Origin of the sequence: uncultured Ellagibacter sp., from assembly GCF_934617235.1 — a bacterium.
Classification (GTDB): Bacteria; Actinomycetota; Coriobacteriia; order Coriobacteriales; family Eggerthellaceae; genus Ellagibacter.
Window position 1 is genome coordinate 11,592 of sequence record NZ_CAKTTZ010000009.1, and the last position, 25,714, is coordinate 37,305.

The 25,714-nt window shown below is 59.0% G+C and carries 21 protein-coding genes; 3 read left to right on the top strand and 18 right to left on the bottom strand.

All coding sequences use genetic code 11. The features are described 5' to 3' along the window. Nucleotides 1-132: 132 nt before the first annotated feature. From Q0G85_RS03020 to Q0G85_RS03035, 4 genes are all read right to left on the bottom strand, one after another. The gene (locus Q0G85_RS03020) at nucleotides 133-1,386 is read right to left on the bottom strand and encodes an ATP-binding protein (RefSeq protein WP_297154596.1); all 1,254 of its coding nucleotides are present in this window, start codon (nucleotides 1,384-1,386) and stop codon (nucleotides 133-135) included. Nucleotides 1,387-1,704: 318 nt separating this feature from the next. Continuing rightward, nucleotides 1,705-2,433, bottom strand: a complete 729-nt coding sequence (locus tag Q0G85_RS03025; protein ID WP_297154597.1) for a hypothetical protein — start codon at nucleotides 2,431-2,433, stop codon at nucleotides 1,705-1,707. Further along, nucleotides 2,420-2,941, bottom strand: coding sequence for a YafY family protein (locus Q0G85_RS03030; RefSeq protein ID WP_297154599.1), 522 nt, complete (start codon nucleotides 2,939-2,941; stop codon nucleotides 2,420-2,422). Before Q0G85_RS03030 ends, Q0G85_RS03025 begins: the two co-directional genes overlap by 14 nt. A gap of 280 nt (nucleotides 2,942-3,221) precedes the next feature. After that, entirely contained in the window at nucleotides 3,222-4,388 is a 1,167-nt protein-coding gene (locus Q0G85_RS03035) for a Fic family protein (protein ID WP_297154601.1), read from the bottom strand. A 253-nt stretch (nucleotides 4,389-4,641) separates the two neighbouring features. Here Q0G85_RS03035 and Q0G85_RS03040 point away from each other — a divergent pair, with 253 nt between their 5' ends. Further along, the gene (locus tag Q0G85_RS03040; protein ID WP_297154603.1) at nucleotides 4,642-5,010 is read left to right on the top strand and encodes a hypothetical protein; all 369 of its coding nucleotides are present in this window, start codon (nucleotides 4,642-4,644) and stop codon (nucleotides 5,008-5,010) included. 134 nt (nucleotides 5,011-5,144) lie between these two features. Further along, nucleotides 5,145-7,148 (top strand): asparagine synthase (glutamine-hydrolyzing), encoded by a 2,004-nt coding sequence (asnB, locus tag Q0G85_RS03045; RefSeq protein WP_297154605.1) that lies wholly within the window; start codon nucleotides 5,145-5,147, stop codon nucleotides 7,146-7,148. A gap of 147 nt (nucleotides 7,149-7,295) precedes the next feature. On the opposite strand, the gene Q0G85_RS03050 is transcribed toward asnB, so the two are convergent. From Q0G85_RS03050 to Q0G85_RS03090, 9 genes are all read right to left on the bottom strand, one after another. After that, nucleotides 7,296-8,858 (bottom strand): hypothetical protein, encoded by a 1,563-nt coding sequence (locus tag Q0G85_RS03050; RefSeq protein WP_297154607.1) that lies wholly within the window; start codon nucleotides 8,856-8,858, stop codon nucleotides 7,296-7,298. A 229-nt stretch (nucleotides 8,859-9,087) separates the two neighbouring features. After that, nucleotides 9,088-10,101, bottom strand: a complete 1,014-nt coding sequence (locus tag Q0G85_RS03055; RefSeq protein ID WP_297154608.1) for a hypothetical protein — start codon at nucleotides 10,099-10,101, stop codon at nucleotides 9,088-9,090. A gap of 222 nt (nucleotides 10,102-10,323) precedes the next feature. Then, complete coding sequence (locus Q0G85_RS03060; RefSeq protein WP_297154609.1) at nucleotides 10,324-10,935, bottom strand: hypothetical protein; 612 nt, start codon at nucleotides 10,933-10,935, stop codon at nucleotides 10,324-10,326. A 2-nt stretch (nucleotides 10,936-10,937) separates the two neighbouring features. After that, nucleotides 10,938-11,738 (bottom strand): tRNA pseudouridine(38-40) synthase TruA, encoded by an 801-nt coding sequence (truA, locus tag Q0G85_RS03065; protein ID WP_297154610.1) that lies wholly within the window; start codon nucleotides 11,736-11,738, stop codon nucleotides 10,938-10,940. Nucleotides 11,739-11,982: 244 nt separating this feature from the next. Beyond that, nucleotides 11,983-15,441, bottom strand: coding sequence for a DNA polymerase III subunit alpha (dnaE, locus tag Q0G85_RS03070; protein WP_297154611.1), 3,459 nt, complete (start codon nucleotides 15,439-15,441; stop codon nucleotides 11,983-11,985). A gap of 189 nt (nucleotides 15,442-15,630) precedes the next feature. After that, a complete protein-coding gene (locus Q0G85_RS03075) occupies nucleotides 15,631-15,819 on the bottom strand; it encodes a hypothetical protein (RefSeq protein WP_297154613.1) in 189 nt (62 codons plus the stop codon). Further along, nucleotides 15,806-16,309 (bottom strand): hypothetical protein, encoded by a 504-nt coding sequence (locus Q0G85_RS03080; RefSeq protein WP_297154614.1) that lies wholly within the window; start codon nucleotides 16,307-16,309, stop codon nucleotides 15,806-15,808. The genes Q0G85_RS03075 and Q0G85_RS03080 overlap by 14 nt, the downstream gene beginning before the upstream one ends. Before the next feature lie 81 nt (nucleotides 16,310-16,390). Then, nucleotides 16,391-16,732, bottom strand: a complete 342-nt coding sequence (locus Q0G85_RS03085; protein WP_297154615.1) for a 4Fe-4S dicluster domain-containing protein — start codon at nucleotides 16,730-16,732, stop codon at nucleotides 16,391-16,393. 3 nt (nucleotides 16,733-16,735) lie between these two features. Further along, nucleotides 16,736-18,967 carry a molybdopterin-dependent oxidoreductase gene (locus Q0G85_RS03090; RefSeq protein WP_297154617.1) on the bottom strand — a complete coding sequence of 744 codons (2,232 nt, stop codon included), beginning with the start codon at nucleotides 18,965-18,967 and terminating at the stop codon, nucleotides 16,736-16,738. Nucleotides 18,968-19,178: 211 nt separating this feature from the next. Between Q0G85_RS03090 and Q0G85_RS03095 the strand changes: the two genes are divergently transcribed. After that, on the top strand, nucleotides 19,179-20,672 hold the full coding sequence (locus Q0G85_RS03095) for a helix-turn-helix transcriptional regulator (RefSeq protein WP_297154619.1): 1,494 nt from the start codon (nucleotides 19,179-19,181) through the stop codon (nucleotides 20,670-20,672). Nucleotides 20,673-20,750: 78 nt separating this feature from the next. Here Q0G85_RS03095 and Q0G85_RS03100 read toward each other — a convergent pair whose 3' ends face one another. The 5 genes from Q0G85_RS03100 to Q0G85_RS03120 form a co-directional block, all read right to left on the bottom strand. Then, nucleotides 20,751-22,013 (bottom strand): amidohydrolase, encoded by a 1,263-nt coding sequence (locus tag Q0G85_RS03100; protein ID WP_297154620.1) that lies wholly within the window; start codon nucleotides 22,011-22,013, stop codon nucleotides 20,751-20,753. A 132-nt stretch (nucleotides 22,014-22,145) separates the two neighbouring features. Continuing rightward, on the bottom strand, nucleotides 22,146-23,123 hold the full coding sequence (yddG, locus tag Q0G85_RS03105) for an aromatic amino acid DMT transporter YddG (protein WP_367116857.1): 978 nt from the start codon (nucleotides 23,121-23,123) through the stop codon (nucleotides 22,146-22,148). 86 nt (nucleotides 23,124-23,209) lie between these two features. Beyond that, on the bottom strand, nucleotides 23,210-23,644 hold the full coding sequence (locus Q0G85_RS03110; RefSeq protein ID WP_297154623.1) for a YbaN family protein: 435 nt from the start codon (nucleotides 23,642-23,644) through the stop codon (nucleotides 23,210-23,212). Nucleotides 23,645-23,752: 108 nt separating this feature from the next. Beyond that, nucleotides 23,753-24,571: a TatD family hydrolase gene (locus Q0G85_RS03115; protein WP_297154624.1), complete on the bottom strand. Its 819-nt coding sequence runs from the start codon at nucleotides 24,569-24,571 to the stop codon at nucleotides 23,753-23,755. Beyond that, nucleotides 24,571-25,407, bottom strand: coding sequence for a tRNA threonylcarbamoyladenosine dehydratase (locus Q0G85_RS03120; RefSeq protein WP_297154626.1), 837 nt, complete (start codon nucleotides 25,405-25,407; stop codon nucleotides 24,571-24,573). Before Q0G85_RS03120 ends, Q0G85_RS03115 begins: the two co-directional genes overlap by 1 nt. Between the last annotated feature and the right edge of the window lie 307 nt (nucleotides 25,408-25,714).

The following is a 25,714-nucleotide window of genomic DNA, read 5'->3' on the forward strand; positions in this document are numbered from 1 at the left end:
GGTTTTGCGTCTTTCTTGTCGACCGACGAAACCGCCCCCCAGATCTCTATAGGCTGCTTAGACTCAGCTGAAATCCATTAGGCCCCAAAGTTCCCCATAGAAAACCGCGAATGAGGAGTGCCACGAAAGCATCTACGCTCTGGCGTAGCGAGTCCCACGACCAGCGCCCTGAACCATAACGAGGTTCTTCTTTTCGAGCTGCTTGAGCACCCTTAAAGTCTTGTCCCTTCCGAAACCGCACGCGTCTGTGATTTGGCTTCTTGAGAGAAGACGACCTGGCAAAAGCAGGGACATAATCGCCTTTTCATCGGCATCAAGCAGTGGCTCTGCGTCCGTGACGGGAAGAATCACAGTTATTGAGCCCCCTGCAATCTCGAACCGCGGTATTGTCCCCGTTCTAGCATAGCTTTCCCTGATGCGCCGAATTCCTGTACCGAACTGCTCGATAATGCCAAGACGAAAGAAAACACTGGCCAGAACGGGATTGCGGAGGATGGATAGATTCCCCGAGAGGTAGTCCTCGGTTGTCACCCCTCGAGGGAGCCCGCCAGGGGAGACTATTTCCACGCGATTATCGAACATGGAAATGCGGATGTGCGCAGAGACATCCCACATCCTGTGCACGAGCGCGTTTGCAACAGCCTCTCGGAAAGCCTCACGGGGGATTCGCTCGTGATTCTCGCGCTTGAAGCCTTCAATGCGCTCATAGGAGTAATATCGGTCGAACATCTCAAGAGCGCTGGCAAGTTGAACCAGCACAGAAAGGCCCGCGCAGGTACTTCGATCGAGGATATTGTTGACATCCTGGCCGAAGCGCGCCATATCGATGCCGGGAAAATCGTTTTTATCCGCAAGCAGGGCTGCAGCGTTATTGAAATCACCCTTTGAGGAAAGAAGACCGAGCGTCTTTAGCGTGTCTTCATTGAACACACCGATTCCTACTTTTTCTTCCAGCGCATTTGCGAGCGAACTAAAAGAAAAGGTCTGATGAGGAGATTTCGCCTCATCGAAGGTCAGGTTGGAGCCTTCGAGCACAAGGCGTTTTAGCTCGAACGAATCAACCTCTACCGTCGACGTGTCCGATCGGCGATACGCTTTCGAGCGGTAAAGATAGGGCTTTTCCGGCCCCTCAAACACGCGCAGTGTCACCACGCTAGTACGCGAGTCGACTTCAATTTCGAAATCGGGACGGGGGGATATACCGTCATTGATTGCGTTCTCGATCCTCAAGCAATCTCCTGTTGGGTCCTCAAGCCCAACCGCTTCACCGTCATCGGAAACCCCAAACAAGATTTCGCCATCTCCATAGTTGGCGAATGCGCTTACCGTCTTAAGATAGGTGCCGGAAACCATTTCTTTGAATTCGAGGTTCTTACTCTCTCGCATAGTGTCCACTTCCCCTCATGCGTTCTTTTGCCTTTTATCATAGAGCAAAACCGACGAAAAACCGACGAAAAATTTTGCGTCGGTTTTTCGTCGGTTGCGTCAGGAAGAAACAGCGAGAAGGCCCAGTGCGAAACGGGGTGAGACAGAGGTCGGGTGACTTGCGTCGCGTCGGACGTGAGCGGCAAGGCTTTTGGGTGCAAACCCGACCTCCTTCGATCCGGGGGATGAAAACGAATGGGCTCGATATTTGAGTTTCGAGGATGCTACATTGCTGGGATTTCTGTAAAAATCCCAGCAGTAGAATCGCCCACGGAGCTACTATCTTTCATCTCCGTCACTGCCCCAAACGCAAAAGTCGAGCTCAAGCGGGGATAACCCCTCTCTTTCCGCTAGAGCCCGAACAACTTTTTGGAAACCCTCATATGGTTTTCGGTTCTCGAGGGTCAGCTTGCTCCAACGGACTTCGTCCTTGGCCGCCCAGTCGTGGGCACGTGGGCGCTTGTATGCGAAATTCTCCAGCGAAGCACGGAGTCCTTCTTCCCCCTCGTCCACCAACCTTCCTGCGAGCTTGGTAACTTTATCCACCATTATGCCATCCATAGGGCAATGGCACTGATTGAAGAGCTTCGCTTTGTCCGAATCCTGGTACGCAGAAATGAACATGTACTTGGCGGTCATGTTGATGAGTTTCTGAGCGTTTCCGAATGTGATGACCGCATCTTCGATGGATTCTGGTTCGTCTTTTTTTGTCACCTTTTTTATACCGTTGGTTTTGATGAACTCATTGACAGCCTTCTCGATATCCTTTTCAATCTCGTAGAAATCTTGCTCCTGTTTGTCTTTGTCAAGGATATCGTTGATGTAACCCTTAAGCAGACGGTACGCAACAACGGTTTCGTCCGCCTTTTCCCAAAGAAGCTTCTTGTTTGCCACAGGGAACGCCTGCTGTTGAGTCGCATCACGCATGGCCATGATGTAACCAAAGTTGAAGATCTTATCATCGATGGTGGCCTGGGGGACAGAACTCTTTTGATCAGTTTCTTCCATTAGAAATCCTCTCTTTGCTACATAAACTTCCCGTGCTAATCAGTTCCCTATACGCCGCCAGCGTGCGCTCGGCTTCGGCGCGTACCTGATCCGCCAGGCGCTTCGGCTCCAATATCAGCACGTCAGGAGCGAAATTCTTCGCGAACTGCCACATGGCGCGCTCGTTCACGCGGGCGCTTACGGTAACGTGCTCGTCGGTCTCGTCGCTAAAGACGACGTTCGAACCGAACATGCCAATGACGTCGCTTATCATCGCCCGCGCAACGCGAAACCTGCAGCGCGCGTTGGCGGAAGAATACATATAGACATGTTCCGCCATGTACTTCGCCAAATCGAGGCCCATCCGCCCGGCGCCCTCAAGCGATTCGGACGGTTTTACCGGCTCATCATCGAGCACGCGGACGTCCGCCATGCGGTCAATGCGATAGTTCGAAACGTCATCGTACTTGTCGTAGTTGCAGATAAGGTAGTACTTCCCTTCCTTGGCGCGAAAACCGAGGTATCCCACAGGGAAGGCGCGGACAGCGGGGCACCCTCGAATTGGGCGACTCCCTGACCCGGGGATTCTTCCTTGGGCGAATAATCAGCCCGCAATCGCTCGCCGAAACGGAGTCCTTGTCGTGGGATACCTCGGTTTTCGCGCCGGTGTCTTCCCGAATCGCTGCACTGATTATGCTGGAGAGCGCCCTCCGAGCTTGCTGCGGAGGGCGCAAACACCGCCGTCACGCCCGACGCGCATTTCGGGATAGGCTGCACTGCCCAATCGGCTCCGCCTTCTTACCAACCTCCTACAAGGGGTCGCTACCTTGTCTCAAGATGCTCAAGTAATCCTCATAGAGAAACGTCCTATAACGCTGCTTCCCCTTTTCTCGCTGCACAAGAATCCCCAGTCCAACGAAATCCTTAACAAGATTGCTGGCGGTGGTTCTAGCAATATCAAGCTTTTCTGCGACAAAAGACACATCAACGATGGGATTACCCTCAAGAAGCTCCAAAAAACGCTGGCCATTTGATGCCGAGCGCCCTAATCCTCCATTAATCAGATTCGTGTTCTTGGTTCGCAAATCGACGAGTCTTTCGAGCGAGCCTATGGCATCCACCGCGCTGGCCAGAAGGCAATCGCAGAAGAAGCCGACCCACTGCGCATACTCGCCATTCTCCCTAACCGCCATCAGGCGTTCATAATATTCCCTTCTACGAAGCTTGAGCTGATAAGAAGGATAGAATATCGCAGCGCTGAGCGCCCCGTCATTCATCAGGGAAAGAGTGATGAGCAGGCGCCCCAGACGGCCGTTTCCATCAAGAGAAGGGTGCACCGTCTCGAATTGATAATGGACAAGGGAGGCCTTCACAATTGGATCGATTGCGATATCGCTATTGATGAATTTGTCCAGCTCGCCCAAAGCATCATGCATATCATCGACGTTAGGGGGAATATATGCAGCGTTTCTCAGGCCGCATCCAGCTGGCCCTATCCAATTCTGAGACGACCTAACCTCTCCGGGATTCTTTTCAGAGCCGCGCGTGCCCGACAGCAATTCCGCATGAACCTCTTTAAGCAAGCGCATGCAAAGAGGTAGTTCGTTCATTCTCTGCACAGCATATTCTGTCGCCCTGATATAGTTAACTACGTCGGCGACATCACGTTGAGCCAATTCGACGTTCTCAGGATCGAGAATGTCGTCGAACGTGCACTGAGTTCCCTCGATCTGGGCTGAAAGTAAAGCCTCTTTGCGAACGTACATCGCAAGATACATGGAAGCATTGGGGACAAAACGCAGCATGCCTTCAAGCTCGCCGAGTTTTCGGGAGCAAGCGCTGAGCAATCTGACGGTTTCCTCGCTTAGCTCCACCGGAACGACGGTATCAAGCGAGGAGGGAATAAACGAACTATACTCCGACTCGCCCGAAAGATTCTTCCTCAGAAAACCTTGACCTTTATCTTGCCACTGCATACTGCCCCTAATGACACTTTTGTGCGATTATCCAATAAGTATATTGTCTAACAACTTTTTTGTTTAATAAAGTGTCATTACAATTTGAATTAACACGTTAATCACGAAATAGTGTTGTTAGAGAATGGCTCAACCAAACGAGCGTTTTTTCGACCTATGAAAGACCCCCGCCGGCGCGTCCCTTTTCGCGATTGGCGATATACTGGAACCCTACGCAACCATCAAGCCCACCAGGCTGCAAAGGAGCCATCTCATGAACGATTTCGGATCCATCCGCGACGCCGTTTCCCGCGTCGCGCCACGCTATGCCATCGCGAAGGTCGCGGTGTTCTCGCTTTACGCCTCTGATCAGGCACGCACGGGCGGAGACGCCTGCCTTCTGCTCGACGTCGGATGCACGTTCTCGCGCGCCGACGCCGCGCAGTTCCGCCGCTTCATCGCCGAGGACCTCGGCTGCGCGGTCGACGTGGTCTTCCGCTCGGCCCTCACCGCCGAGGACTTCGCCCGTGCGGAAATCGAGGCCCGTGTGGCGTACGAGAACCCCGATGTGACGATTGCCTCCACACCCGACACCCGCGCTCAAGCCGTTCCCCCGGCCGCACCCAAGCCGCCCGTCCGCTAGCGCCCATTTGCGCGGCGTTTCCGCAGTTTTCACAGAAGAAGGCTGCACGTCATGCGCTTTCGCTATCATGGAACCCTACCCACACGAGAATCGCTGCGCGCGAGCGCACGACATCGATATGAAGGAGCTTTTGCATGTGCGGAATCTGCGGATTCACCCAAGCGACCAGCGCTGACGCCCCCGCGCTCAAGGCCATGTGCGACATCATGGCCCATCGCGGGCCCGACGGCGAGGGCCAGTATCTCGACGCGGAAAGCGGCATCGCGCTCGGGCACCGCCGCCTCTCGCTCATCGACCTGGCGAACGGCAACCAGCCCATGGTTCGCGCGACAGGCGAACACGACTCGGCCATCACCTCCCCCGCGCTCATGCCCGACGGCACGCCGTGCGGCACGCCCGAGTCCATGCTCGCGAAGGGCGATTTCGCCATCGTGTTCAACGGGGAAATCTACAACTACCAGGACCTTCGCGCCGAACTCGAGACGCAGGGCTGGCAGTTCAAGACAAAATCCGACACGGAAGTGCTGCTCACAGGCTATCTCGCATGGGGCGAAGGCGTGCTCGACCGACTGCGCGGCATGTTCGCGTTCGCCATCTGGAACCGCGCGACACGCGAGCTTTTCTGTGCGCGCGATTTCTTCGGCATCAAACCGTTTTACTACACGCAGCAGAACGGCCAGTTCATCTTCGCGTCCGAGATCAAATGCATTCTGGAGCACCCCGCCTATACCCGCGAGCTCAATCGCGAGGCACTCGAGCAGTACCTGTGTTTCCAGTTCAGCGCGCTGCCGGAGACCTTCTTCAAGGGCATCTTCAAGCTCGCGCCCGCGCATTGCATGACCGTGCACGCCGACGGCTCCATCACCGAGCGCCGCTATTGGCGCCCCGAGTACCACTTCGACGAGCACCGCAACCGCGAGGACACTGCGCGCGCCATCGACGAGGTCATGCGCGACAGCGTGCGCTATCACAACGTGGCCGACGTCGAGGTCGGAAGCTTCCTGTCGTCGGGCATCGACTCGAGCTACATGGCAGCGTGCCTGGCGAAGGAGAACCCCGACATCAAGACGTTCACTGTGGGCTTCGAATGCTATAAGCAGGCGGCTGCAAACAATGTCGAAGGCGCTGGCGGCAAGACCATGCGCGACGAGATTTCTTGGGCGCGCGAGCTGGCGGACGACCTGCATATCGCCAACACCGACAAGTACATCGGCGAGGAAGAATACTGGGCGAGCCTCCCGCGCGTGCAGTGGCATATGGACGAGCCCTCCGCCGACCCTTCCGCCGTGGCGCTGTACTTCGTCGACCAGATTGCCGCCACCCAGGTGAAGGCCGTGCTTTCAGGCGAAGGCGCCGACGAATTCTTCGGAGGCTACCGAATCTACCAGACGCCGTTCTCCAACGCGAAGGTAAGCTGGGCGCCGAAGGGTCTGCTCAAGGGCGCGTCCCATGCCATGCGCGCGCTTCATCTGCGCGGCGCGAACTACCTTGAGCGCGCAAGCGAGACCCCCGAGGATTGGTACTACACCAACGCGAACGGCGTCGCCTTCACGCCCGAGGAACGCGCAAGCCTGCTCAAGGGCGGCTGCAGCGCCCCCACCCCGCAATCGCTCACGGCGCCCGTGTATGCCGAAGTCGCCGATCTCGACGAGACGACGCGCATGCAGTACGTCGACCTGCACTTCTGGCTGGTGGGCGACATCCTGCTCAAGACCGACAAGATGTCGATGGCGCACTCGCTCGAATCGCGCGTGCCCTTCCTCGATCGCCGCGTGTTCGGCCTGTCGGCCACCATCCCCACGTCGCTCAAGGCCAACGAGCAGCAGACGAAACTCACGCTGCGTGACGCCGCGGAGTTCGCCATCCCGAAAGACTGGGCGCAGAAGGAGAAGCTCGGCTTCCCCGTGCCGGTCGTGAATTGGCTGCGCGAGGAGCGCTACTACGCCATGGTGAAGGAGTGGTTCACGGGCGATATCGCGCGCGAGTTCTTCAACACCGATGAGCTGGTTCGCCTGCTCGACGAGCACAAGGCGGGCGCCGACCGCTCGCGCAAGATCTGGATCGCGTACATGTTCCTTATGTGGTACAAGATCTACTTCGTCGACCGAACCGTCCCGAAAAAGCCAGAGGCGCGCTAGCATCCCGCAAATCAAAAGGGAGAGCCACGAGATTGCGGCTCTCCCTTCTTTATCGGCCGCCCAACCCATTGAGGGGGAAAGAGCGGCCTTGCCTACATCGGCACATATGGGGGGAGTGCCGAGAAGACTCACACGTATGACCTGGCGTTATGCGCCAGCGGGGGTGACTTCCATCTCGCGCTTCAGCATCGCCTGGAACTCAGGGCTCTTCTCGATGGGGTCGTACTCGGGAATGTAATCCGCGTTCTCCGCCTCGAGCTTATCGAGTCGCGCAAGCTCCTCGGCGGACAGGCCCTTCCACGTCGGCTCGATGCCCGCAGCCTTCTCACGCGAGCTCGCGATGATGCCCGGAATGATGTAGGCAGCCCAGCAAAGGATTGCGCCCCACAGGTTCACGCCAAGGAAATTCGCATATTTACCAGCGCCGATGTTCATGAAGGATAGCGTCGCGGGCGCAATAGTATCCCAAATGCCTAAGATCATGCCGATCCAGAAAGCAAGCATGAAGCCAACCTTCGTCGGTTTCACCGGGCCAACGCCGTGCATGAGGAAGATCGGGCCCAAGCCCATGATCATCGTGCCCGAAATGGTGGTCGCGGCGATAATCGAAGCGCCCATGACCATGGGGAGGTTGCCGATAACCGCGAAGATGATCATGAAGATGATGCCGATGATGCGGGGGTTTGTCTTCGGGCGCTTCCCGAGGATGCCCGGCAAATCGCGCGCGGTCAGCTTCGCGAGGGCCGTGAAGGTGGAGTCGAGCGTGGACCCAGCGGTGGCAATCATGATGACCGCCATCATGAAGAGGGCGACGATGCCGAGCGATTGGGCGACGACGACGGGGGCGTCAACGCCGGTGGTCGCCAGGCCGTTGATCATCGAGTGCACGCCGATGAGGGAGAAGAGCACAATCGCCACGAAGCCGAGCAGACCGGCGGCGGTGTAGCACTTGAGCATCTTCTTCGGGCGGCAAAGAAAGCCGCGGTCGGTGAGGACGGCATCATGGAAGCCGTACGAAAGGCACTGCAGGCCGGCGCCGATAATGAAGTCCACGCCGCCTTCGAGCGTCCAAGAACCCGAACCCGCGAGGTCAGCGATGCTGTCCTGGGGAACGATCCAGAACAGAACGACTAGCAGCAGCACCGCGAACAGAATCGCCTGCAGCACGTCCGTTATGATGGAGCCGCGCATGCCGCCCCAGCAGCAGTACCCCACCGTGATGATGGTGAAAAGCCCAGCGGCCAGGATAAAGGGCATCGTGCCCGAGGTTCCGTAGTACGCACCGACAACGGAAGTGTTCGACCAAACCTCGTTGAACAGGCGAATGAGGATGGCTGCCGAAAAGCAGAACGCAGCCGCAACGCCGTAGTGTTCAGTAAGGAAGCTTACCATGCCCTTCATCGCGAACTTGCGGCGAAGGCGGTAGAGCGCGTAGCCCGTCAGCGGGATGCACAGCCAATACACCGCATAGCCGATACCGCCGACGATACCGAAGTTTTGACCCATGTTGGCGGCGTTAGTGACCGACTTCGCGAAAATCCACGCGATGAAGATTGACGCGGTGATCATCCACGGATTCGCGTCCTTACCCGCCTTGTCCTCGCCGCGGAAGAACCCGCCGAGGCTCACCGTTTTCGGCGAAAGCACGAACATAATCACGCCATAGACAATCAGGAATCCCCAAAAGAAGATGCCGGTTGATAGATCCATTCTTGCAAATATCCTTTCTTCTCTTTTCCGAACGCAGGCAGAAAAAAGAGTGCTTCAAGTTGACCTGAACCATCGACCGGTTCAATCCCCCTTGGAACACTCTGCTTGCGCATCTGCGTTTTCCGAAAGCAGATTATAGCTACTATTTGCCTTATGACAATAGTAGGATTTTACTTTTTTATAAAAATTGTTTCACAGGCATTACTTCAAGCCATGAACTGCCGTAATGCTATCGCTTGAGCTGCTTAAAGCCTCCGAGGAGCGCTTTCTCAACGCAATCAGCTGGTCCGCTGACAATGCGCCTGCGATACGAAATCTCTGCCGGCGAGCCTTCAGGCCACAACTTATCGAACCACTTCACGAAGGAATCTTGGTCATAGCGAAGGGGAACGGCCTCGACGAACAGGCCATCTCGTTGTGCGCCGAAAAGCGCGTCGGGGTACGGGGTCTCGGCAATGCGGATCACAAGCCCGAAATGCTGGCCGGCGAAATTGGGAAGACCTGCGGCGCCATTATTGATGACTAGCCCGTGATCGAGGGCGATTGCGGCTGCCGAGCAGGTGTGTGTCGTCGCGAGCGCATCGAGGTCGTTTTCCGCGAGGAAGGCGTCAAGCTTCCGCTGCCGCTCGGGTTCCGACAATTCCTCGCGCGAGCAATTCCACCCGCCTACCATATGCTCGTCGCCATGGGTAATTCCCACTTTTCGCCCCGCAACCGCAACGGTCGTAGTGCTCGGCCGCCCTTCCAGCGGCTGCTTGAGCTCGGGGCGATCGGAAAGCTCGTCGAAAAGCATGGAGTGGATCTTGTTCGAGCGCGCCACGGTCTCGTCGTCAACGCATGCCGGATACGCGCACCCGCATCCAACCCCGATAGGGCTTTCCCGGCGAAGCTCGGCCTCGACATTGCCGATGAGAAGCGTGTATTTCGCCGCCGCCTTCTCAATTGACGCGAAATTCTCTGCCGTTTTGTCGAACCAGTGCATATCGCCGTTAAAGACGGTGGCGATTTCGATATCGGCGGTGCCTGCCTCAGCAGCCCGAGCCCTTTCGTCGGCTATCAGCTGATCGATCGCCTCCAACGCGAAGGGGTTGCCATAGAGGCCTCCAACCACGTAAAGGACATCGCACACGTGCTCAGCCTCACCAGAAAACGCCTGGTCATCGATATGGTAATCGGTCGGGCAAACGCGGCCCGCAATGTCGTTTTGCAACGGTGCCGATGTAATGGGATTACAACAGGGCATGGGAACTCCTTTATCGGGTGGTTTTGCGATTCGAGAGCATAGCGCTAGTAGTTGCTAATTTCCAGTACTCGGTTGATAAAACTACTAGGAATATTCGAAATTCGACAGGCTTCTACTAAAAGCACGGTTTTCAAGAGAAATACGGCTAAAGCGCAAGGCGTTGACGGAGCTCGATGTTGCTCCCTTGTCCAAACGGGCAGCCCATTCGGGAAGAGTTTACCCCTACACCAACTTCGATGCGTCGACAGCCGCGAGATGTCCGGTCGCGCGGTGCTCGAAGAACACGAGCCGCCCATCACGACTTCGATATAGCTCGCGGAACAGCGAAAGGTCGAGCTTGGCCTCGACAGATTGCGCAGGTTCGGGGTTGCTTGCAGGGGCAGCGGGCGTAGCTGGCTCAGCGGCTGCGGCTGGCTTGGGGCTGCTTGAGGTCGCGGTCGGCTTGGGGCTCTCCCGGTACGCAGGTTCGGAGGTTTCGCGGCATGCGGGTTCTGGGCGATTGACCAGCGCAGACTCCGTGCTGTCTCGGCGCACGGGTTTCGCATTTTTTCCCGACGTAGACCCCGCACTTCCGCAGCGCACAGGCTCGGGGTCAAACTCCCCCGTTTCATCAACGATAACTCCGACTCCGCTGTAGCGGCCGCGCGTCGAGAAATCCTCATCGCCCGTATAGGCAACAGGCTCATTCTCAGGTTCCGAAACAGGCGCTTCCTCGAACAGATCCGCACTCCAGCGCGAAGCCTTGAGCTCGTCAGTTTCCCCAAAGCCGGGAAACCCTTCGCCGAACGTGTAATACTCACGCTTACCACGAAAAGGTGTCTTGCGCTCCACCATGATCAGATGTGGTCCCTTACGCCGTCGTAGCTCACGTTCCAGAAAACGAGGCCGGCTGCAGGTGCGTTCTCCCCTGCGGCGCATCGGTTGCACGCCTGGAGCACGTCGGCGACCCATTCGGGCTTCCGCTGGCCGCGGCCGACCATGACAAGCGTGCCCACGATGGTGCGCACCATGGAGTGGAGAAACGCGTTGCCCTTGACCGTGATGACGACGGCCCGCTCCCCCATCACTTCTTCTTGAGTGAACGAGATTTCATGCACATTGCGACACGTCGGCTTCCCCACGGCGCTTGCCGCCATGCAGAAACTCTTGAAATCGTGCTCGCCGATAAGCGCGCGGGACGCCTCGCGCATCGCCTCGACATCAAGCGGCTTCGGGATATGCCACGAGAAATCGCGCAGGAAAATGGGCGGCGCGGGCTCGGTGCAGATGAAGTAGCGGTACTCGCGCTCCGTCGCGTCGAAGCGGGCGGAGAAGCCAGGCTCGCGCTCGTCGATCGAACGCACGACGATGGCCTCATGCGTAAGCGCGTTCATCGACCGAGCAAGGCTCTCGAGCGTTCGATCACGCAATTCATCAGGCAAGATATCGAAGCTCACCACTTGAGCGCGCGCGTGAACGCCAGCGTCGGTACGGCCGGCGCACGTGGTCTCCACCTCGCGGCGGAACAGCAACTCAAGCGCATGCTCTAGCTCACCCTGCACGGTGAGCTGGCCCGGTTGGCGCGCGAAGCCGCTAAAAGGCTCGCCGTTGTAGGCGACAGCGAGCGAAAGCGTCATATTGTATTTGTCATTATCCATAACGAGCATGATACCTTATTTGCGAGCGAACACGGCAAGCAATAAGGCGGCGAACCTCATATCGAGCTGCAGTGACCCGCAACGAGCCAGGGGACGCGAAGCGTCGACCTGCGAAGAAACAAGGGAGGCAACCTGAGGCAAGTCACGGGCGACCTGCAACACTGCGCCCCGCAATGAACTATCGGGGAGAAGAAAACGCTGGCCCAAGGAGTCTCCCCCCCCCAGGCCGGCGATAAGCAGTTCCCTAAGCGATCAGCGCGCCACGTCCGAACAAATCCTGCAGCTCGCTTCGCATGACCGGCGAGCCCGAGTCAACCGTGACCGGCAGCTCCGCGCGGAAGCGGCGGCCGTCGGACTGCGTGACGAGAAGCACGACCCCATCGCGGCCCGGATACGACTGCAAGATGCGGTTCAAGCGCAACAGTTTCTGCTGGTCAAACTCGCACGACGGCACGTTGAGCTGCAGATGCGAGGGGCGAGCATCCGCTTCGTTCAACTCGATTTCCTCAATCTCGAACGCCATGATCTGGTTGCCGCGGTCACTGTGCTCGAACTTGCCCTTGATCTTCACGATGGCATCCTCGTGGATGGCCTCCGCATTCTCGTCGTACTTGAAGCAGATGCACTCCATATGGCCCGTCGTGTCCTCGATCGTGAACGTGGCCATCTTCGTGCCGCGCTTGGTGAGCTTGGTCACCACGTTGGACACCATTCCGACGAACGTCGCCGACTTGATTTCCTTCGTGCGCTCGGCCAAATCACCCAGCTGGAACTTCGTCATGCGGGAAATCGCGCTCTCGTACGGTGCGAGCGGGTGCTCGGACACGTAGATCTTCATGATTTCCTTCTCGTAGGCAAGCTTAGTGCGCTTATCCCACTCGATTCCGTCGGGCGCGGGCACGTCTTCCTGAAAACCGGAGTCCTCATCGGAGGCGAACAGATCGAACATGCTCACCTGACCGGCGTCGCGATCCTTCTGGCGTTTCGAAGCGTTCTCGAGCAGCGGCGTGTCCTCCAGGAAGTACATGAGCTGCTTGCGCGTGTACCCCGTCGAATCGAAGGCGCCGCCCTTGATGAGCGCTTCGAGCGTTTTGCGGTTGAAGCATTTCGCGTCGACGCGGTTCACGAAGTCGTGCAAGCTGGTGAACGGGCCGTTCTCCTCGCGCTCGGCAATGATGGCGTCGGCCACGTTGCGCCCAACGCCGCGCACGCCGACGAGCCCGAAGCGGATGCCGTCCTTAACCGGGGTGAACTCGGCGTTCGACGAGTTGATATCCGGCGGCAGCACGGGCGTGCCGTTGTGGTTGCAGCTCGCGATGTAGCGGATGAGGCGGTCGGTATTGCCCATGTAGCTCGACAGCACAGCGGCCATGTACTCGTTGGGGTAATGCGCCTTCAGGTATGCCGTGCGCATGACCAGAATGGAGTATGCAGCCGAATGCGACTTGTTGAACGCGTACTTAGCGAACTTCTCCGCGTCGTCCCAAATCTTCTTCGCGATGTCGAGCGAGTAGCCGTTCTCAACCGCACCATTGTTCCAGTCTTCCTGGAGCAGGCGCATGATGTCGATTTTCTTCTTGCCCATTGCCTTGCGCAGCTTGTCTGCCTTGCCGGCTGAAAAGCCGCTCATCACCATGGACACCTGCATAATCTGCTCCTGGTAGACCATGGTGCCGTAGGTTTCCTCGAGCACAGGGCGCAGGCGGTCGTCGTAGTAGTGGACGGGCGTCTTGCCGCTCGCCACCTTCACGTAGTCGTCGACCATGCCGGACTCGAGCGGGCCCGGACGATTGAGCGCAATCGATGCGACGATGTCGGAGAAGCGGCGCGGTGGAAGTCGCGCGAACAGGCTCACGTACAGCGAACCCTCCACCTGGAACAGGCCGTCCATGTTGCCAGAGCGCATGAGGGCGAACGCGCCCTCATCGTCGGTGGGAATCTCCTCGGGCACCATTTTGATGCCGGTGGTCTGCTCGACGTTGCGGCATGCGCGCGATAGCACGCCCAAGGTGCGCAAGCCAAGGAAGTCCATCTTGAGCAAGCCCAGGTCAGGCGTGTAGTGACCGTCGTATTGCGTGATGATGCCGCCGCCTTTGGTGTCGCGTTTCATGGGCACGTGGTCGGCCATAGGGTCGCGGCAGATGATGGTTGCGCAGGCGTGCACGCCCTCGCCGCGCACGTGGCCTTCGATCGACTTCGCGGCGTCGACGACCTGGCGCACGTCCTCTTCGCCGTCGTAGGCCTTCTTCAGGTCGGGGTTCGTCTCGAGCGCCTTGTCGATGGTGATGCCGAGCTCGTCGCCAATCATCTTACAGATGCGGTCGCCCACGCTGTAGGGGTAGTCGAGCACGCGCGCGGCATCGCGCACGGCGTTCTTCGCCTGCAGCTTGCCGAACGTGATAACGCCCGACACGTGATCCTCGCCGTAGACTTCTTTAATATGCTCGATGACTTCCTGGCGACGCTCATCCTCGAAGTCAACGTCGATATCGGGCATCTCCACGCGCTCGGGCGACAGGAAGCGTTCGAACAGAAGCCCGTTGGGAAGCGGGTCGAGGTCGGTAATGCCCATGGCGTACGTGCAGATAGCGCCTGCGGCCGAGCCACGACCTGGGCCGACGCCGATTCCCTGGCTACGGGCCCAGGCGATGTATTCCTGCACGATGAGGAAGTACGCCGGGAAGCCTTGCTGCAAGATGATGCCAGCCTCGTATTCATAGCGATCCCATGCTTCTTTGGGCACCGGGTCGCCGTAGCGCTTCTTCAAGCCCCACTCACACTGCTTGCGGAACCAGCTTTCCTCGGTTTCACCCTCTGGCAAGGGGAAACGCGGCAGAATGGAGTCGCGCTCGAGCACGACGTCGATCTTGTCGGCCACCTCGACCGTATTGTCGCATGCTTCGGGGAACTCGGAGAGCGCCTCACGCATCTCCTCTTCCGTCTTCATGTAGAACTCGTCGTTCTCGAAGCGCATGCGGTTCGCGTCGTTCACCGCCGAGCCCGTGCCGATGCACAGCATGATGTCCTGCGCCTTTGCGTCTTCCTTCTTCAGGTAGTGAAAGTCGTTCGTGGCGATGGTTTTCAGCCCCGCGAGCTGGGCGACCTTGGTGAGCTGGCGGTTGAGCTCGGTCTGCGTCATGCCGGCGTCGGTGCGCAGGCCCTGGTTTTGCAGCTCGATGTAGAAGTCGCCCTCGTCGAAGCAGCTCGCGAAACGACGCGCCCACTCGACCGCGTCGTCGAACTGGCGATTGTCCAGAAGCTTCGGGATGATGCCCGCAATGCATGCGGATGAGCCGATGATGCCGTGGCCGTACTTCTGCAGCATGGAGAACGTCGTGCGCGGCTTGTAGTAGAAGTTGTCGACATGCGATTCGCTGACCAGGTGCAACAGGTTGTGATAACCCTCGTTGGTCTTCGCAAGGAGCAGCAGATGGTACAGCTTTGGCTTTACGTCCTTGCGCAGCTCCTCGTCGGTGGTGAAGTAGACCTCGCAGCCGTAGATGGGCTTGACCTTCTTGCCCGTTTCCTTCTCGACCGCCGTGCACGCGTCGCACAGCTCCGGCACGCCCGACATGACGCCGTGGTCGGTGATGGCCACCGCCGGCATGTCGAGATCGGCGGCGCGACGGACCATGTCTTTCACGTGGGTCAAGCCGTCGAGCAGGGAATATTCGGTGTGATTGTGCAAATGTACGAACGCCATGGATGTGCCTCGAATCGCTTACGTGGTATGCGCGCGGAGTATGTTTACAAGTGTGGGTGCGCAGCTGTTTTCTCGCGTTCAATCATAGCAGCAAGTGGCAAGTTTTGCATGGCTAACACAGCGAACAAGTGATGTAGTTTTGAGGAAGGCGCGCGGGAGCCTGGCACGCATCGCGGCGCACCAGGCTCGCTATCTTGAAACATCTTCGCCGGGAGGCGCGAAAGCGGGCATGTCATCGCCGTGTTTGCGCAGATCGCGCTGGAATAAACCTGCCATGATGCGATTGCGCGTCCCCCAGGTAGCGCCCGTTACCGCGTCAATGGTCTTTTGCACCTCGTTTAAGTCCACCCCGCCGGTTTTCCGATCAGGCTGCGGCACCGGCGTTCTCCTTCACGATCGTACCCGCAATGGCGCCCGCCAGCGGATCGGACAGAAACGCCACAATGACGATCGTCGGCCAGAACTGCATGCACAGCGCGACAAATCGATCGAACACGTTCACGCCCACCACCTGGCCGGTCATCGCATTCACCGCCTCGGTCTCGCCCACGCCCGTCATAAAGCAAGTCATCACCGCGCCTAAGAAAAACATGATGAGTGTGGAGAAGAAAACGTTCTGGATCAGGCGAAACGCGACGCTGCCGGGCTTCGCATCAAAGTATACGGCACACGATGCCGACAGCTTCGCGAGCGGAAGAATCGACGTCACGAGAAACGAGGTGACGAACGCGACGGCAAAACTTAAGGCCCAGCATATCGGATCGATATGGGGAACCCCTTGGGCAATGGTGAGGCACAGGCAGAGAACCGCGGCCACGATAATCGAGAAGAACAGGCCGTACACGATGTAGTATTTCTTCGAATGCATTTGAAACGCCCCCTTACGAATGGGGCTGCGCGCCTCCCCTCAGAAGCTGACGCAGCCCCGTTTATGTGAACTTGCGAGCCTCTACGCCACCACGAAAAGCGTCTTCTGCTTCTCGTCCATGCGCGCCGAAAGCTCTTCGACCGTGCCGAATTCCAGGCACTTCGACTGGCAGTGCTGCACGCAGGTGGGAACCTTGCCCGTACCACGGCGCTTAGCGCACGTGTCGCACTGCTTGGTGGGAATGGGCAGGTAGGAGAACTGCCAGTCCTCGTTAACCTCGTCGCCGATGACCCACGGGCCGATCTTCACCACTTTGATGCCCGTCTCGCCGACGGGAAGGCCATGCTCCATCTGGCACGCGATTTCGCAGCTATAGCAGCCAGAGCACCATTGCGCGTCAACCAAAAGTCCGTACTTCGCCATGATTTATTCCCCCTCGACCTTGTAAATCTTGCAGATAGAGCTCTTGTAGTTGGAGCCGAAGCCGCTCTTGCCCGGAATCCACGGAAGCGTATTGTTGATGTTGAGGTCGAACACGTCGTAGAAGTTGTCGGGGTCGCCCTCGGGGAACCACCAGCCGTGATCGCACGACACGATGCGGCGGTCCATCTGCACCGTGAGCTTCGCCTTGCGCTTCGCGCGGCCCATGGGGCCCTCCATCCACACCCAGTCGCCGTCCTTGATGCCGTACTTGGCCGCGGTGTCGGGGTGGATGTCCATAAGCGGCCAGGGGCGATAGTGGCGCATGCGCTCGATCTGACGATGCTCGGAGTGGAACATGCCCCAGAAGCGCGCGCCGGACGTCATAACGAGCGGGAACTCGTCCATAAGCTCGGGGGTGGAGCCGGGGCCGGGCTCGGGCTCCTCGAAATAGGGCAGCGGATCGAGCCCTGCGCGGCTGTAGAAGTTGCTCCACAGCTCGATGCGTCCGGTCGGGGTGTTGAAGCCGGGCTGTCCGTCGGGGCGCAGCTTGCCCGTCTTGTAGCGGTAGTACTCGATGGGCTGGTAGGCGGGTGCAACCTTCTGCAGCTCTTCGAAGGACATCTCGGTGGGCTTGAGCATATCGGTGAACATGTCGTCGACGTTGTCCCACGGCCACGCCTCGGGATTCCAGCGACGTCCCAGCTCAAGGTTGATCTCCATGTCGGACTTGCACTCGCCGACCTGCGTCACCTTGTTGATGGTGCTGCCGCGCTGCGCGCCTGAGACGAACGCGATGCCGTTGCGCTCGGCAAACGTCTGCGCGGGAAGGACGACATCGGCCAAGGCAGCGATCGTCGGGGTCTTGAACAGGTCGACCACCACGATGAAGTCGAGCTTGTTCAGGGCCTTGTAGAGGCGCTGCGGGTCGGCGCCCATGCAGGCGATCGGGTTGGTGGTCTGCAGCCATGCGCCATGGATCTCATAGGGCACGCCGGTTTCGATCGTCTTCACCGTCTCGTCGGGTTGAGACACCGCGAAGCCGAAGTTGAACAGCGGGTAGTCCTTGATGCCGATTCGCTTCTCTTCCTGCACAGGGCCCAAGACCTCGCGGCCCCAGCCGCCTGCAACCGAGAGTATCTCGGGGGCGACGATCATACCGCCCGGGCGCTCCATGTTGCCCGTGATCTCCCACAGAGCGAGAATTGCCTGGCCAGCAGGCATGGCCTCACGCGTCATGTCGACAGCGACGCCCCACTGCAACGTGGAGTTCTTCGCGTTGCCGAGCATGCGGGCCGCGGCGACGATCTTGTCCTCGGGGACCCAGGTGATCTCGGAGACGCGCTTGATGTCGAACTCGGCGGCGCGGGCAGCGAGCTCATCGAAGCCGTAGCACCATTTCTCGACGAACTCGTGATCGTAGAGGTCTTCTTTGACGATGATATTGATCATGCCGAGGGCGAGCGCAGCGTCGGTGCCGGGGCGGACGCGCAGATGAAGCTCGGACTTCGACGCGAGCCAGGTTACCTTCGGATCGACGGTGACGATCTTCATGCCGCGCTTCATAAGGTCGATCACCCAGTGGCCATAGAAGCCTTCAATGTTCGACTTCAGAGGGTAGTTGCCCCAGATGAACATGACTTCCGGCACTTCGTAGTCGGGATGGTCGTAGCGCTCGGGGAACTGCTGGGCGGCGTCGGGAATCCACGGTGCGCCTGTGGTGGCCGCCATGCCCGCGATGCGCGGCAGATAGCATGCCTGCCCGGAGAGGAAGCCCGTGTAGTTGGGGCTACCGAACGACCAGCACAGACGCGTGATGTAGGCAGCGATATCGCGGCCGGTGCCCTGCGCGAACACGACCGACTCGGCGCCGTACTTCTCCTTCATGTCCATGAACTTCTCGGTGATGAGGTCGTACGCCTCATCCCACGTGATGCGCTCCCATTTGTCCTTGCCGCGATCTTCGCGGGCGCGCTTCATCGGGTAGAGCAGACGGTCTTTGTGATTGGTCACCTCGGGCGCGTCGATGCAGCGCATGCACAAACGACCCTGCGTCCACGGATCTTCCGGGTCGCCTTCGCATTTCACGAACTTGCCGTCTTTGTCGGTGTACATGATGACGCCGCAGCCCAAGTGGCACCCCGGCCCCGTCCATGCGCAACCGCGCGTTACATCAAGGTCGCCTTCGGTGTACTTGAAAGGCTTCTCATGTTCGACGACATGATACTTCTCCCCCATGATTCCTCCTCTGTTTGCATACGCCTGGGAGTCATCTTTGCTCCCCTTTCGGACTTCGCCACGGCGGGCTGCGAAGCCGAAAGTGCGTATTCGCTTGCCTTGACAATAGGGGCCTCGTATTATGGAAAAAATCGACGGATAGCGCGGTTTTCAAAAAGCCTCATCGGCTATGCAGGGGATTCGGGGGGAAGATGAGACTATGGAAAATAGTATGAGTAACAGCGTTGAGCCAGGTAAACAGGCCAACCAATTGCACATAGCCGCCATCTCAAGCGGTCTGGGCTTTTTCTGGTGCTGTCTTTTCTCGGAGCTGACGGGCTTCTCGGCGCAAGGCGAGGAGGCGCTTGTTTGGTGGAATCCCATTGCCTGCCGTATCGCGTTTTTCGCCTGCTTCGCCTTGTTCGCCTGCTTTATCGCGCACCTCCCCTTCGGGGCGATGGGAAAACGGGTGAGGAAGAACGCGATCGCGCTCGTCGTGGCGAGCGTTGCAGCCTTCGTGGCAACGGGGGTCGTCGAAGCGGCGGGGGCGGCCATCCCCGTAGGAATCGGAATCGCCCGCGACGCCCTGGGAGGCTTGGGCGCAGCATGCCTGCTCTTCCTTTGGATACCCCTGATCGCGAGGACAAGCCGCGAGACGCTCATCGCTTCCCTTTCCTTATCGGCGGTGCTCGGCAGCGGATTCTCGCTCGGGCTGAAGATGATGGGAGACCCCGCCGCGTGCTTCTTCCTCGCGGCGAGCGCCCTTGCGTGCCTCGGCTTTGCGCAGCTGCTCAGCAGCAGCGGCATCGACCTGGAAGGAAATGCCGGCATCTCATCCGCCCACCAAACGGAAGCAAAGGGAATACCACTTGCGCAATCAAAGAAGAACGCGCAACTATCGTGGGCGTTCGGCATTGTCAACGTGATTTACGGCATAGTGTTCGGCGTCGGCGCGGGAAACCTACTTCAAGTGAACCAAGGCCCTGCCGTAACATGCGGCTGCGCGCTGCTTCTCGCAATAGGCGCGAGCGCCGCGCATCTGTTCGCGCACCGCTCGCAAGGTCGGGTGCAGCAAAGCACCGTGCTTCGAATGCTATTTCCCGTCTTCGTCGTCGCCTTGGTACCGATGTCATTTTTGAACAGCGAAGGAGCGCTTTTCGTTATTTGCAATCTGCTTATCCTGGGAAGCTTCACGTTCTTGGCGCTCGTGAGCATCGCATTCGAGATAAAGGGCGCAAACGAGCGCAGCGCCTCACCGCTCTTTTTCGTAGGGATGAGTCAAATGACCCTAGCAGGCGGCATGAGCTTAGGATTCGCGCTTGATCTGATTCCGGGCGTCACCGGTGTCTTCAGCCTGAACGTGCTTTCTGCGGTGGCACTTGCGCTCGTCATCGTGCTCGCGATACTGATCACGCTCACGCAAAGCCGAATGGTTGACGCTCAGGCAGAAGTCGATGCCGCCGTGGCACAAGCGCGCGCAATCGCCGAACAAGCTGAACAGGGGCGATGGAAAACGCGATGCGCAGAGATTGCGAGCGACTCGAAGCTGTCTGCGCGCGAAACCGAGGTTTTCCTACTCCTGGCAAAAGGCCGCGGAACCGAGCACATCCAAAACAAGCTGGGCATCTCGAGCCACACCGTGAAGACGCACACGTACAACGTCTACAAGAAACTCGGCGTGAAGAATCGCGAGGAGCTGCTTGACCTGGTCGAAGGGGAGAAATAAAGAAAGAGCCACGGGAGTCTTGATGCCGTCGGGACGAATCGGCCCGAACGCCATCGGAGCCGCAAGAGGCAGACCCGCCTATTCAGCCGCCAGCATGCGGCAAGCCCATTGGGCGGCGACCATGCTACCCTTCGCGAGCACGCTCTCATCGATGGTGAAGTGGCAGCTGTGCTGCGGGTGCGAGGCTCCCACCTCGGGGTTTCGCGTGCCGACGAAGCAGAACACGCCGGGCACGATGTTCAAGTACTCACTGAAATCCTCACCCGAAAGCGTGCCGCGGTAATCCGACACGGCGGACTCCCCCAACATGTCCACAACCGCACGTCGCGCGACCTCCGCGCATACGGGATCGTTCGCGAGGCCTGCGTTGCCCTCCTCGAACGTGAACTTCACCTTGGCACCGAAGGCATGCCCTATCTTGCTCACGATGCGCTCAAGACGATCGGGGACCTCGCGGCGCAGCTTGTCGGTCCAGGTGCGCACCGTCCCCGAAAGATAAGCGTGACCAGCCATGATGTTGCGCGCCTCGCCGCCATGGAACTCGCCCACGGTAACGACGACCGGGTCGAACGGCGACACGTCGCGGCTGACGAGCACCTGCAGCCCGTTGACCATCTCCGCGCCCACGACAACGGCGTCGACGCCCTTGTGCGGCATGGATCCGTGCGCGGAGACGCCCTCGATATCAATGTGGAACCAGTCGGTATTGGCCATGCGCTGTCCCGGCGCACACGAAACCGTGCCCGCGTCCACCTCGCTCCAGATGTGCGCGCCATAAATAGCGTCGACGCCGTCAAGCGCGCCTGCGTCGATCATGGAAAGCGCACCAATCGAGATTTCCTCGGCAGGTTGGAACAGAATGCGAACTTCGCCTTTGAGCTGCGGCTTCATCTCGAGAAGAATGCGAATCGCACCGAGCATCATGGCCATGTGCGCATCATGGCCGCACGCGTGCATGACGCCCTCGTTCTTGGAGGCGAACAACGCACCCGTATCCTCGGTCACAGGAAGCGCATCAATGTCGGCGCGAAGGGCCACGCGACGCACAGGGGTGCCGGAGGCATCGTAGGCGCCAGGGGCTTCCCCGCGAATCGTCGCGATAATGCCGTTGTTATCGAGACGGCGATATTCAACTCCAAGGCTGTCGAGTTTTTCGCAAAGCATCTCCTGCGTATGAGACTCATGACCTGAAACCTCAGGATACTGATGAAAAAGCCGGCGCCACTCGATGACCGCGGGCTCGGCGGTAGCGGCAACGTCGCGAACGCGCTCGGCGGTCAGTCTTCCTGCAAGTTCGGATTGGGCGAAAGCAAGCGCTTCGACATCGGCGCAAGGATGCATGGGGGATTCCTCCGTAAAGACAAGGTCAAATCGACCTTGATGGTATTGGATGAGCAGGCTAAAGACCAGCGCAAAGCTGTAAATTCGCGCGAAACCAAAATTAAAGCAGGCAAACGGTGAGAGAACGAGCCGTCAGGACACAGAGGGATAGTTATCCCCGCGGCCTTGTGCGCGCTTGCCCATGAGCAGATTCAACAGCGAACCCGCAACAACGAACGCGACGCCGACCCAGAAAAGACCAGGTAGAGCAAGCCTTAGGATAATCGAGCTCGCCACCACGGAAAGGAAGGGCGCCGCATACGACGCAAGCGCCATGCGCGACACGTTCCCGAACAGAAGCCCATGGTTCCAACACGCGTACCCCGCAGCAATCGAACCCATCGCGGCAAGGAGAGCCAGAATCGAACCGATCGACGGCAAGCTCTCCGGCGCAGGCGCGCCCGACGTGGCGAACATGACCCAGAACACCGCAGCAACGCCGATCATGAAATAGGCTGTGGCGTCCTTGCCGTTCGTGATGCGCGGGGTGACAACGGAATAGGCGGCCCAGGCAAGCGCCGCCGCGAGCGTCAAGGCGAACGGAAGCGGGTTCGAGACGACGTCGGCCACAACGACGCTCGCGTCGAGGCCAGCGTCTCCCCCGAGCGCCAGCATCACGCCCACCGTCGCAAGAGCAGCACCCGGAAGCGCACGAGCCGCGCCGCGTGCGCCACTAGCCGCCGTGGAATTCAGAAGCACGGTAAGCGACGGCCATAAATAGTTCACCATGCTGAGCTCGACCGTTTGCGTGGACGAGGCGGCAAGGCCGATCGACGCGCTGATAGCGGCCTCGTAGAAAACGAAAAGCCCGCCGCTGATCAGGAAGTACTTTGCGGGATAGGCGCTCGGCCTCGACGGGCGCAGCACGATGAACAGCGAAATCGCGCCGAGCGTGTAGATGAGCGCACCGCCGAGCAGAACGCCGAAGCCTTGCGAGGTCAGGCGCACGAAGCCAAACATCATGCTCCAAAACACGAGCGCAAGAAAACCCACCATTGTGGCCCGATCGCTTTTGCCCATTCGCCTCACGCGGCCGCTTCCCTTCTCCATCGAATCACCAAACTGCCCCATAGTACAAGAGCGCGGGCGCAGTGGGGCGCGGCGCCCGCAAAAGGAGGAATAAGGCGCCGGGCGACGGGTGTTCGCAAACGCCCTGGCTAGCGCTCCGTCTTCACGACGAAACCGAAATAGACGATATGCCCCACCCACACGGCGGCAACGATTGCACGGCCAACGGGGACGTTGCTCATCATGACAAAACCCACAGCCAAAAGCACGGTGACGGGCACGAGGATGGTGAGCTTCGCCCGCAGCGTCATGGAGCGCTTAGTCACATAGTCCTCGAGAACCGTTTTGTAGACCTTCGTGCCTTTAAACCAGCTGTTCAGGCGATCGGAGCTGCGCGCAAAACAGAAGGCGGCCACCAAGATGAACGGCGTTGTGGGCAGAATCGGCAACACCACGCCCACCATCCCCAACGCGAAGAAAAGGAAGCCTCCTGCTGCCCACAGGGCGTAGCGCAAGCGTGAGTTTGCTTGTTTTACCTGCTCAATTGGGATACACTGCTCAATTTGGGCAGTCTGTTCGTTCACGCGACGTACCTACTTACTGTTTGACATCTCTCACAAATTTGGGAAAGTTTACCAGGGTTTAGTTCTCAAATCAACCGTGGAAAACTTCTCAGCCCTATAATCACCTCCCTACGAGAGAAGAATGCGCTCGCTTGCAGCTGCGATGGCTGTAGCCAACGAGCGCTCGTCGGCGCCGCGCGCTTCAGCAAGCAGCGACATCGTGCGCTCAAGGCGCAAAGCGACGTCGGCGGCAAACGCTGTCGTTCCTGGTTTACCTGGGAAATCGGTCTCGAGGAGCAAGCGATTCTCGGGGATAGTTCGCGCATAGGCGCGGCCGCGTTTCGTTTTGAGCATGCGCTCGTTCACCGAGAAGAAGCAGCCCGCATCGATGGCGCGAGAAAGCTCCTCTTGCGAACCGGAGAACCAGTGGAAAATGCAGATGCAGGCATCGAGGCAGCCTGTGCGTTCGAGCACATCAAGCACGCAGGTCGCTGCCGCCGACGAATGAATGGACATAACGCGCCGAGGGGACTCCGCGGACGAACCTGCGGCGCACTGCCCCGCGGCCTTCCCTTCCTCAAGTGGGCGCGCGGCAGCAAGACATACGCGCTCGAAGGCCTCAATCTGCGTATCGCGCGTTTCCGCTCGACGCGGCTGGAAGTCAAGCCCCACCTCCGAGATCAGGGACGCGCCGGGAGCCAAGCGCTCGAACAGCGCGATTTCCCCTTCCCCGCAGGCGCCATCGGCAACCCACCATGGATGAAGCCCCAAGCCGACGCGCACGCGAGGCGCGAAGGGAGCAAGCATCGTGCGCACGCGTTCATAATCTCGCGGATCGCAGGTCCCCGAAAGCGCGCCGCCACAGGCGGCATAGGCAGCGGCGAGTGCTTCCTCGTTGCGCGCAAAGTCCAGATGGCAGTGGGTATCGATGAGGGGGACGCCCGCCATCACAGCGACCGCCCGCCGTTTTCCAAACCCACAAGCGAGCAGATAACGTAGCCCGCAATCATCTGCCCCATGATGGGAGGCATCCAGGAAGTGGTGCCGAGGGGCAGCTTTCGGCGGCGCTCCCCGGGCACTTGCTCGGGTTCGGGCAAGCGCGGTGTGCCCAAAAGCTCGCGCGCCGAAGGCTCGTCGGAGTACAGGATGGTCCAACGTTTGATTCCCCGTTTGCGCGCCTCTTTGCGGAGGATGCGGCAAAGCCCGCAATCGTGCGTATCGTAGATGTTCGCGAACGACAGACGCTCAGGAAAGAATCGATCCGCGGCGCCCGAGGAGCACACCAGGGGAAGCCCCCTGTCTTCGCACAGCTTCGCGAGGGCGATTTTCGCGGAGACCGTGTCGATCGCGTCGATCACGAAGTCGACGTCGCCGTGAGCATCGAGAAATGCGGGCAGGTTCTCCGTCAGGATGAACTCGTCGACCGTTTCCACCTGGGCCTCGGGATTGATCGCGAGCACCATTTCGCGCGCAACATCCGTCTTGCGCCGACCGATGGTGCTCTGCCAAGCAACTGCCTGGCGGTTCACGTTCGAGGGTTGCACGACGTCGCAATCGACCAGCACAAACGACCCGATACCGCCGCGCGCGAGGGATTCAAGACAGTTCGAGCCGACGCCACCCAGGCCAAAGAGGAGCACCTTCTTCCCTGCAAGAAGCTCGACGCCATCCTGGCCGAACACGATAGAGAGCCTTCCCCATCGATCCTCGAGGGGGGACGTGCGCGCAACGAGCGGGCGCCCGTCGGGTGCGAAGGTTGTGTTCGATTCGGCGTTCTCAGCCATGGGCTTGTTCCTTCCGGTGGGCTTTAGCGGATTGAGCGGGCTTGAAAGTTGGGACCAGTTAGCAGCGGAGCTAAGGCGGGTTTGAAGCTGACACGTTGCCCGTTCGAGGCGGTTTCGGACGATTTTGAGCGCCCCGCGGAGCAGTAGGGCTAGTTCGTGGTCATTTGAACGAGTTGTGTGCGCTTGCATTCCTCCCCCAAACGGAAGAAAGTCGAAAAACAGCGGAGTTACACCCCAAATTAAGGCAATGTGGGGTGTAACTGCATATCGAACGGCACCTTAGCGAGACATCAACAGCGCACAACTC

Coding starts and splice junctions, on each gene's coding strand:
- Q0G85_RS03025 (WP_297154597.1), bottom strand. CDS start 2,433: ATGGAAGAAACTGATCAAAAGAGTTCTGTCCCCCAGGCCACCATCGAT.
- Q0G85_RS03080 (WP_297154614.1), bottom strand. CDS start 16,309: ATGCATTCGAAGAAATACTACATCGTGTACGGCCTGTTCTTCTCGATT.
- truA (WP_297154610.1), bottom strand. CDS start 11,738: ATGGATAATGACAAATACAATATGACGCTTTCGCTCGCTGTCGCCTAC.
- Q0G85_RS03120 (WP_297154626.1), bottom strand. CDS start 25,407: ATGGCTGAGAACGCCGAATCGAACACAACCTTCGCACCCGACGGGCGC.
- Q0G85_RS03040 (WP_297154603.1), top strand. CDS start 4,642: ATGAACGATTTCGGATCCATCCGCGACGCCGTTTCCCGCGTCGCGCCA.
- Q0G85_RS03020 (WP_297154596.1), bottom strand. CDS start 1,386: ATGCGAGAGAGTAAGAACCTCGAATTCAAAGAAATGGTTTCCGGCACC.
- Q0G85_RS03090 (WP_297154617.1), bottom strand. CDS start 18,967: ATGGGGGAGAAGTATCATGTCGTCGAACATGAGAAGCCTTTCAAGTAC.
- Q0G85_RS03060 (WP_297154609.1), bottom strand. CDS start 10,935: ATGGTGGAGCGCAAGACACCTTTTCGTGGTAAGCGTGAGTATTACACG.
- asnB (WP_297154605.1), top strand. CDS start 5,145: ATGTGCGGAATCTGCGGATTCACCCAAGCGACCAGCGCTGACGCCCCC.
- Q0G85_RS03085 (WP_297154615.1), bottom strand. CDS start 16,732: ATGGCGAAGTACGGACTTTTGGTTGACGCGCAATGGTGCTCTGGCTGC.
- Q0G85_RS03100 (WP_297154620.1), bottom strand. CDS start 22,013: ATGCATCCTTGCGCCGATGTCGAAGCGCTTGCTTTCGCCCAATCCGAA.
- Q0G85_RS03115 (WP_297154624.1), bottom strand. CDS start 24,571: ATGGCGGGCGTCCCCCTCATCGATACCCACTGCCATCTGGACTTTGCG.
- dnaE (WP_297154611.1), bottom strand. CDS start 15,441: ATGGCGTTCGTACATTTGCACAATCACACCGAATATTCCCTGCTCGAC.
- Q0G85_RS03095 (WP_297154619.1), top strand. CDS start 19,179: ATGAGTAACAGCGTTGAGCCAGGTAAACAGGCCAACCAATTGCACATA.
- yddG (WP_367116857.1), bottom strand. CDS start 23,123: ATGGGGCAGTTTGGTGATTCGATGGAGAAGGGAAGCGGCCGCGTGAGG.
- Q0G85_RS03050 (WP_297154607.1), bottom strand. CDS start 8,858: ATGGATCTATCAACCGGCATCTTCTTTTGGGGATTCCTGATTGTCTAT.
- Q0G85_RS03055 (WP_297154608.1), bottom strand. CDS start 10,101: ATGCCCTGTTGTAATCCCATTACATCGGCACCGTTGCAAAACGACATT.
- Q0G85_RS03035 (WP_297154601.1), bottom strand. CDS start 4,388: ATGCAGTGGCAAGATAAAGGTCAAGGTTTTCTGAGGAAGAATCTTTCG.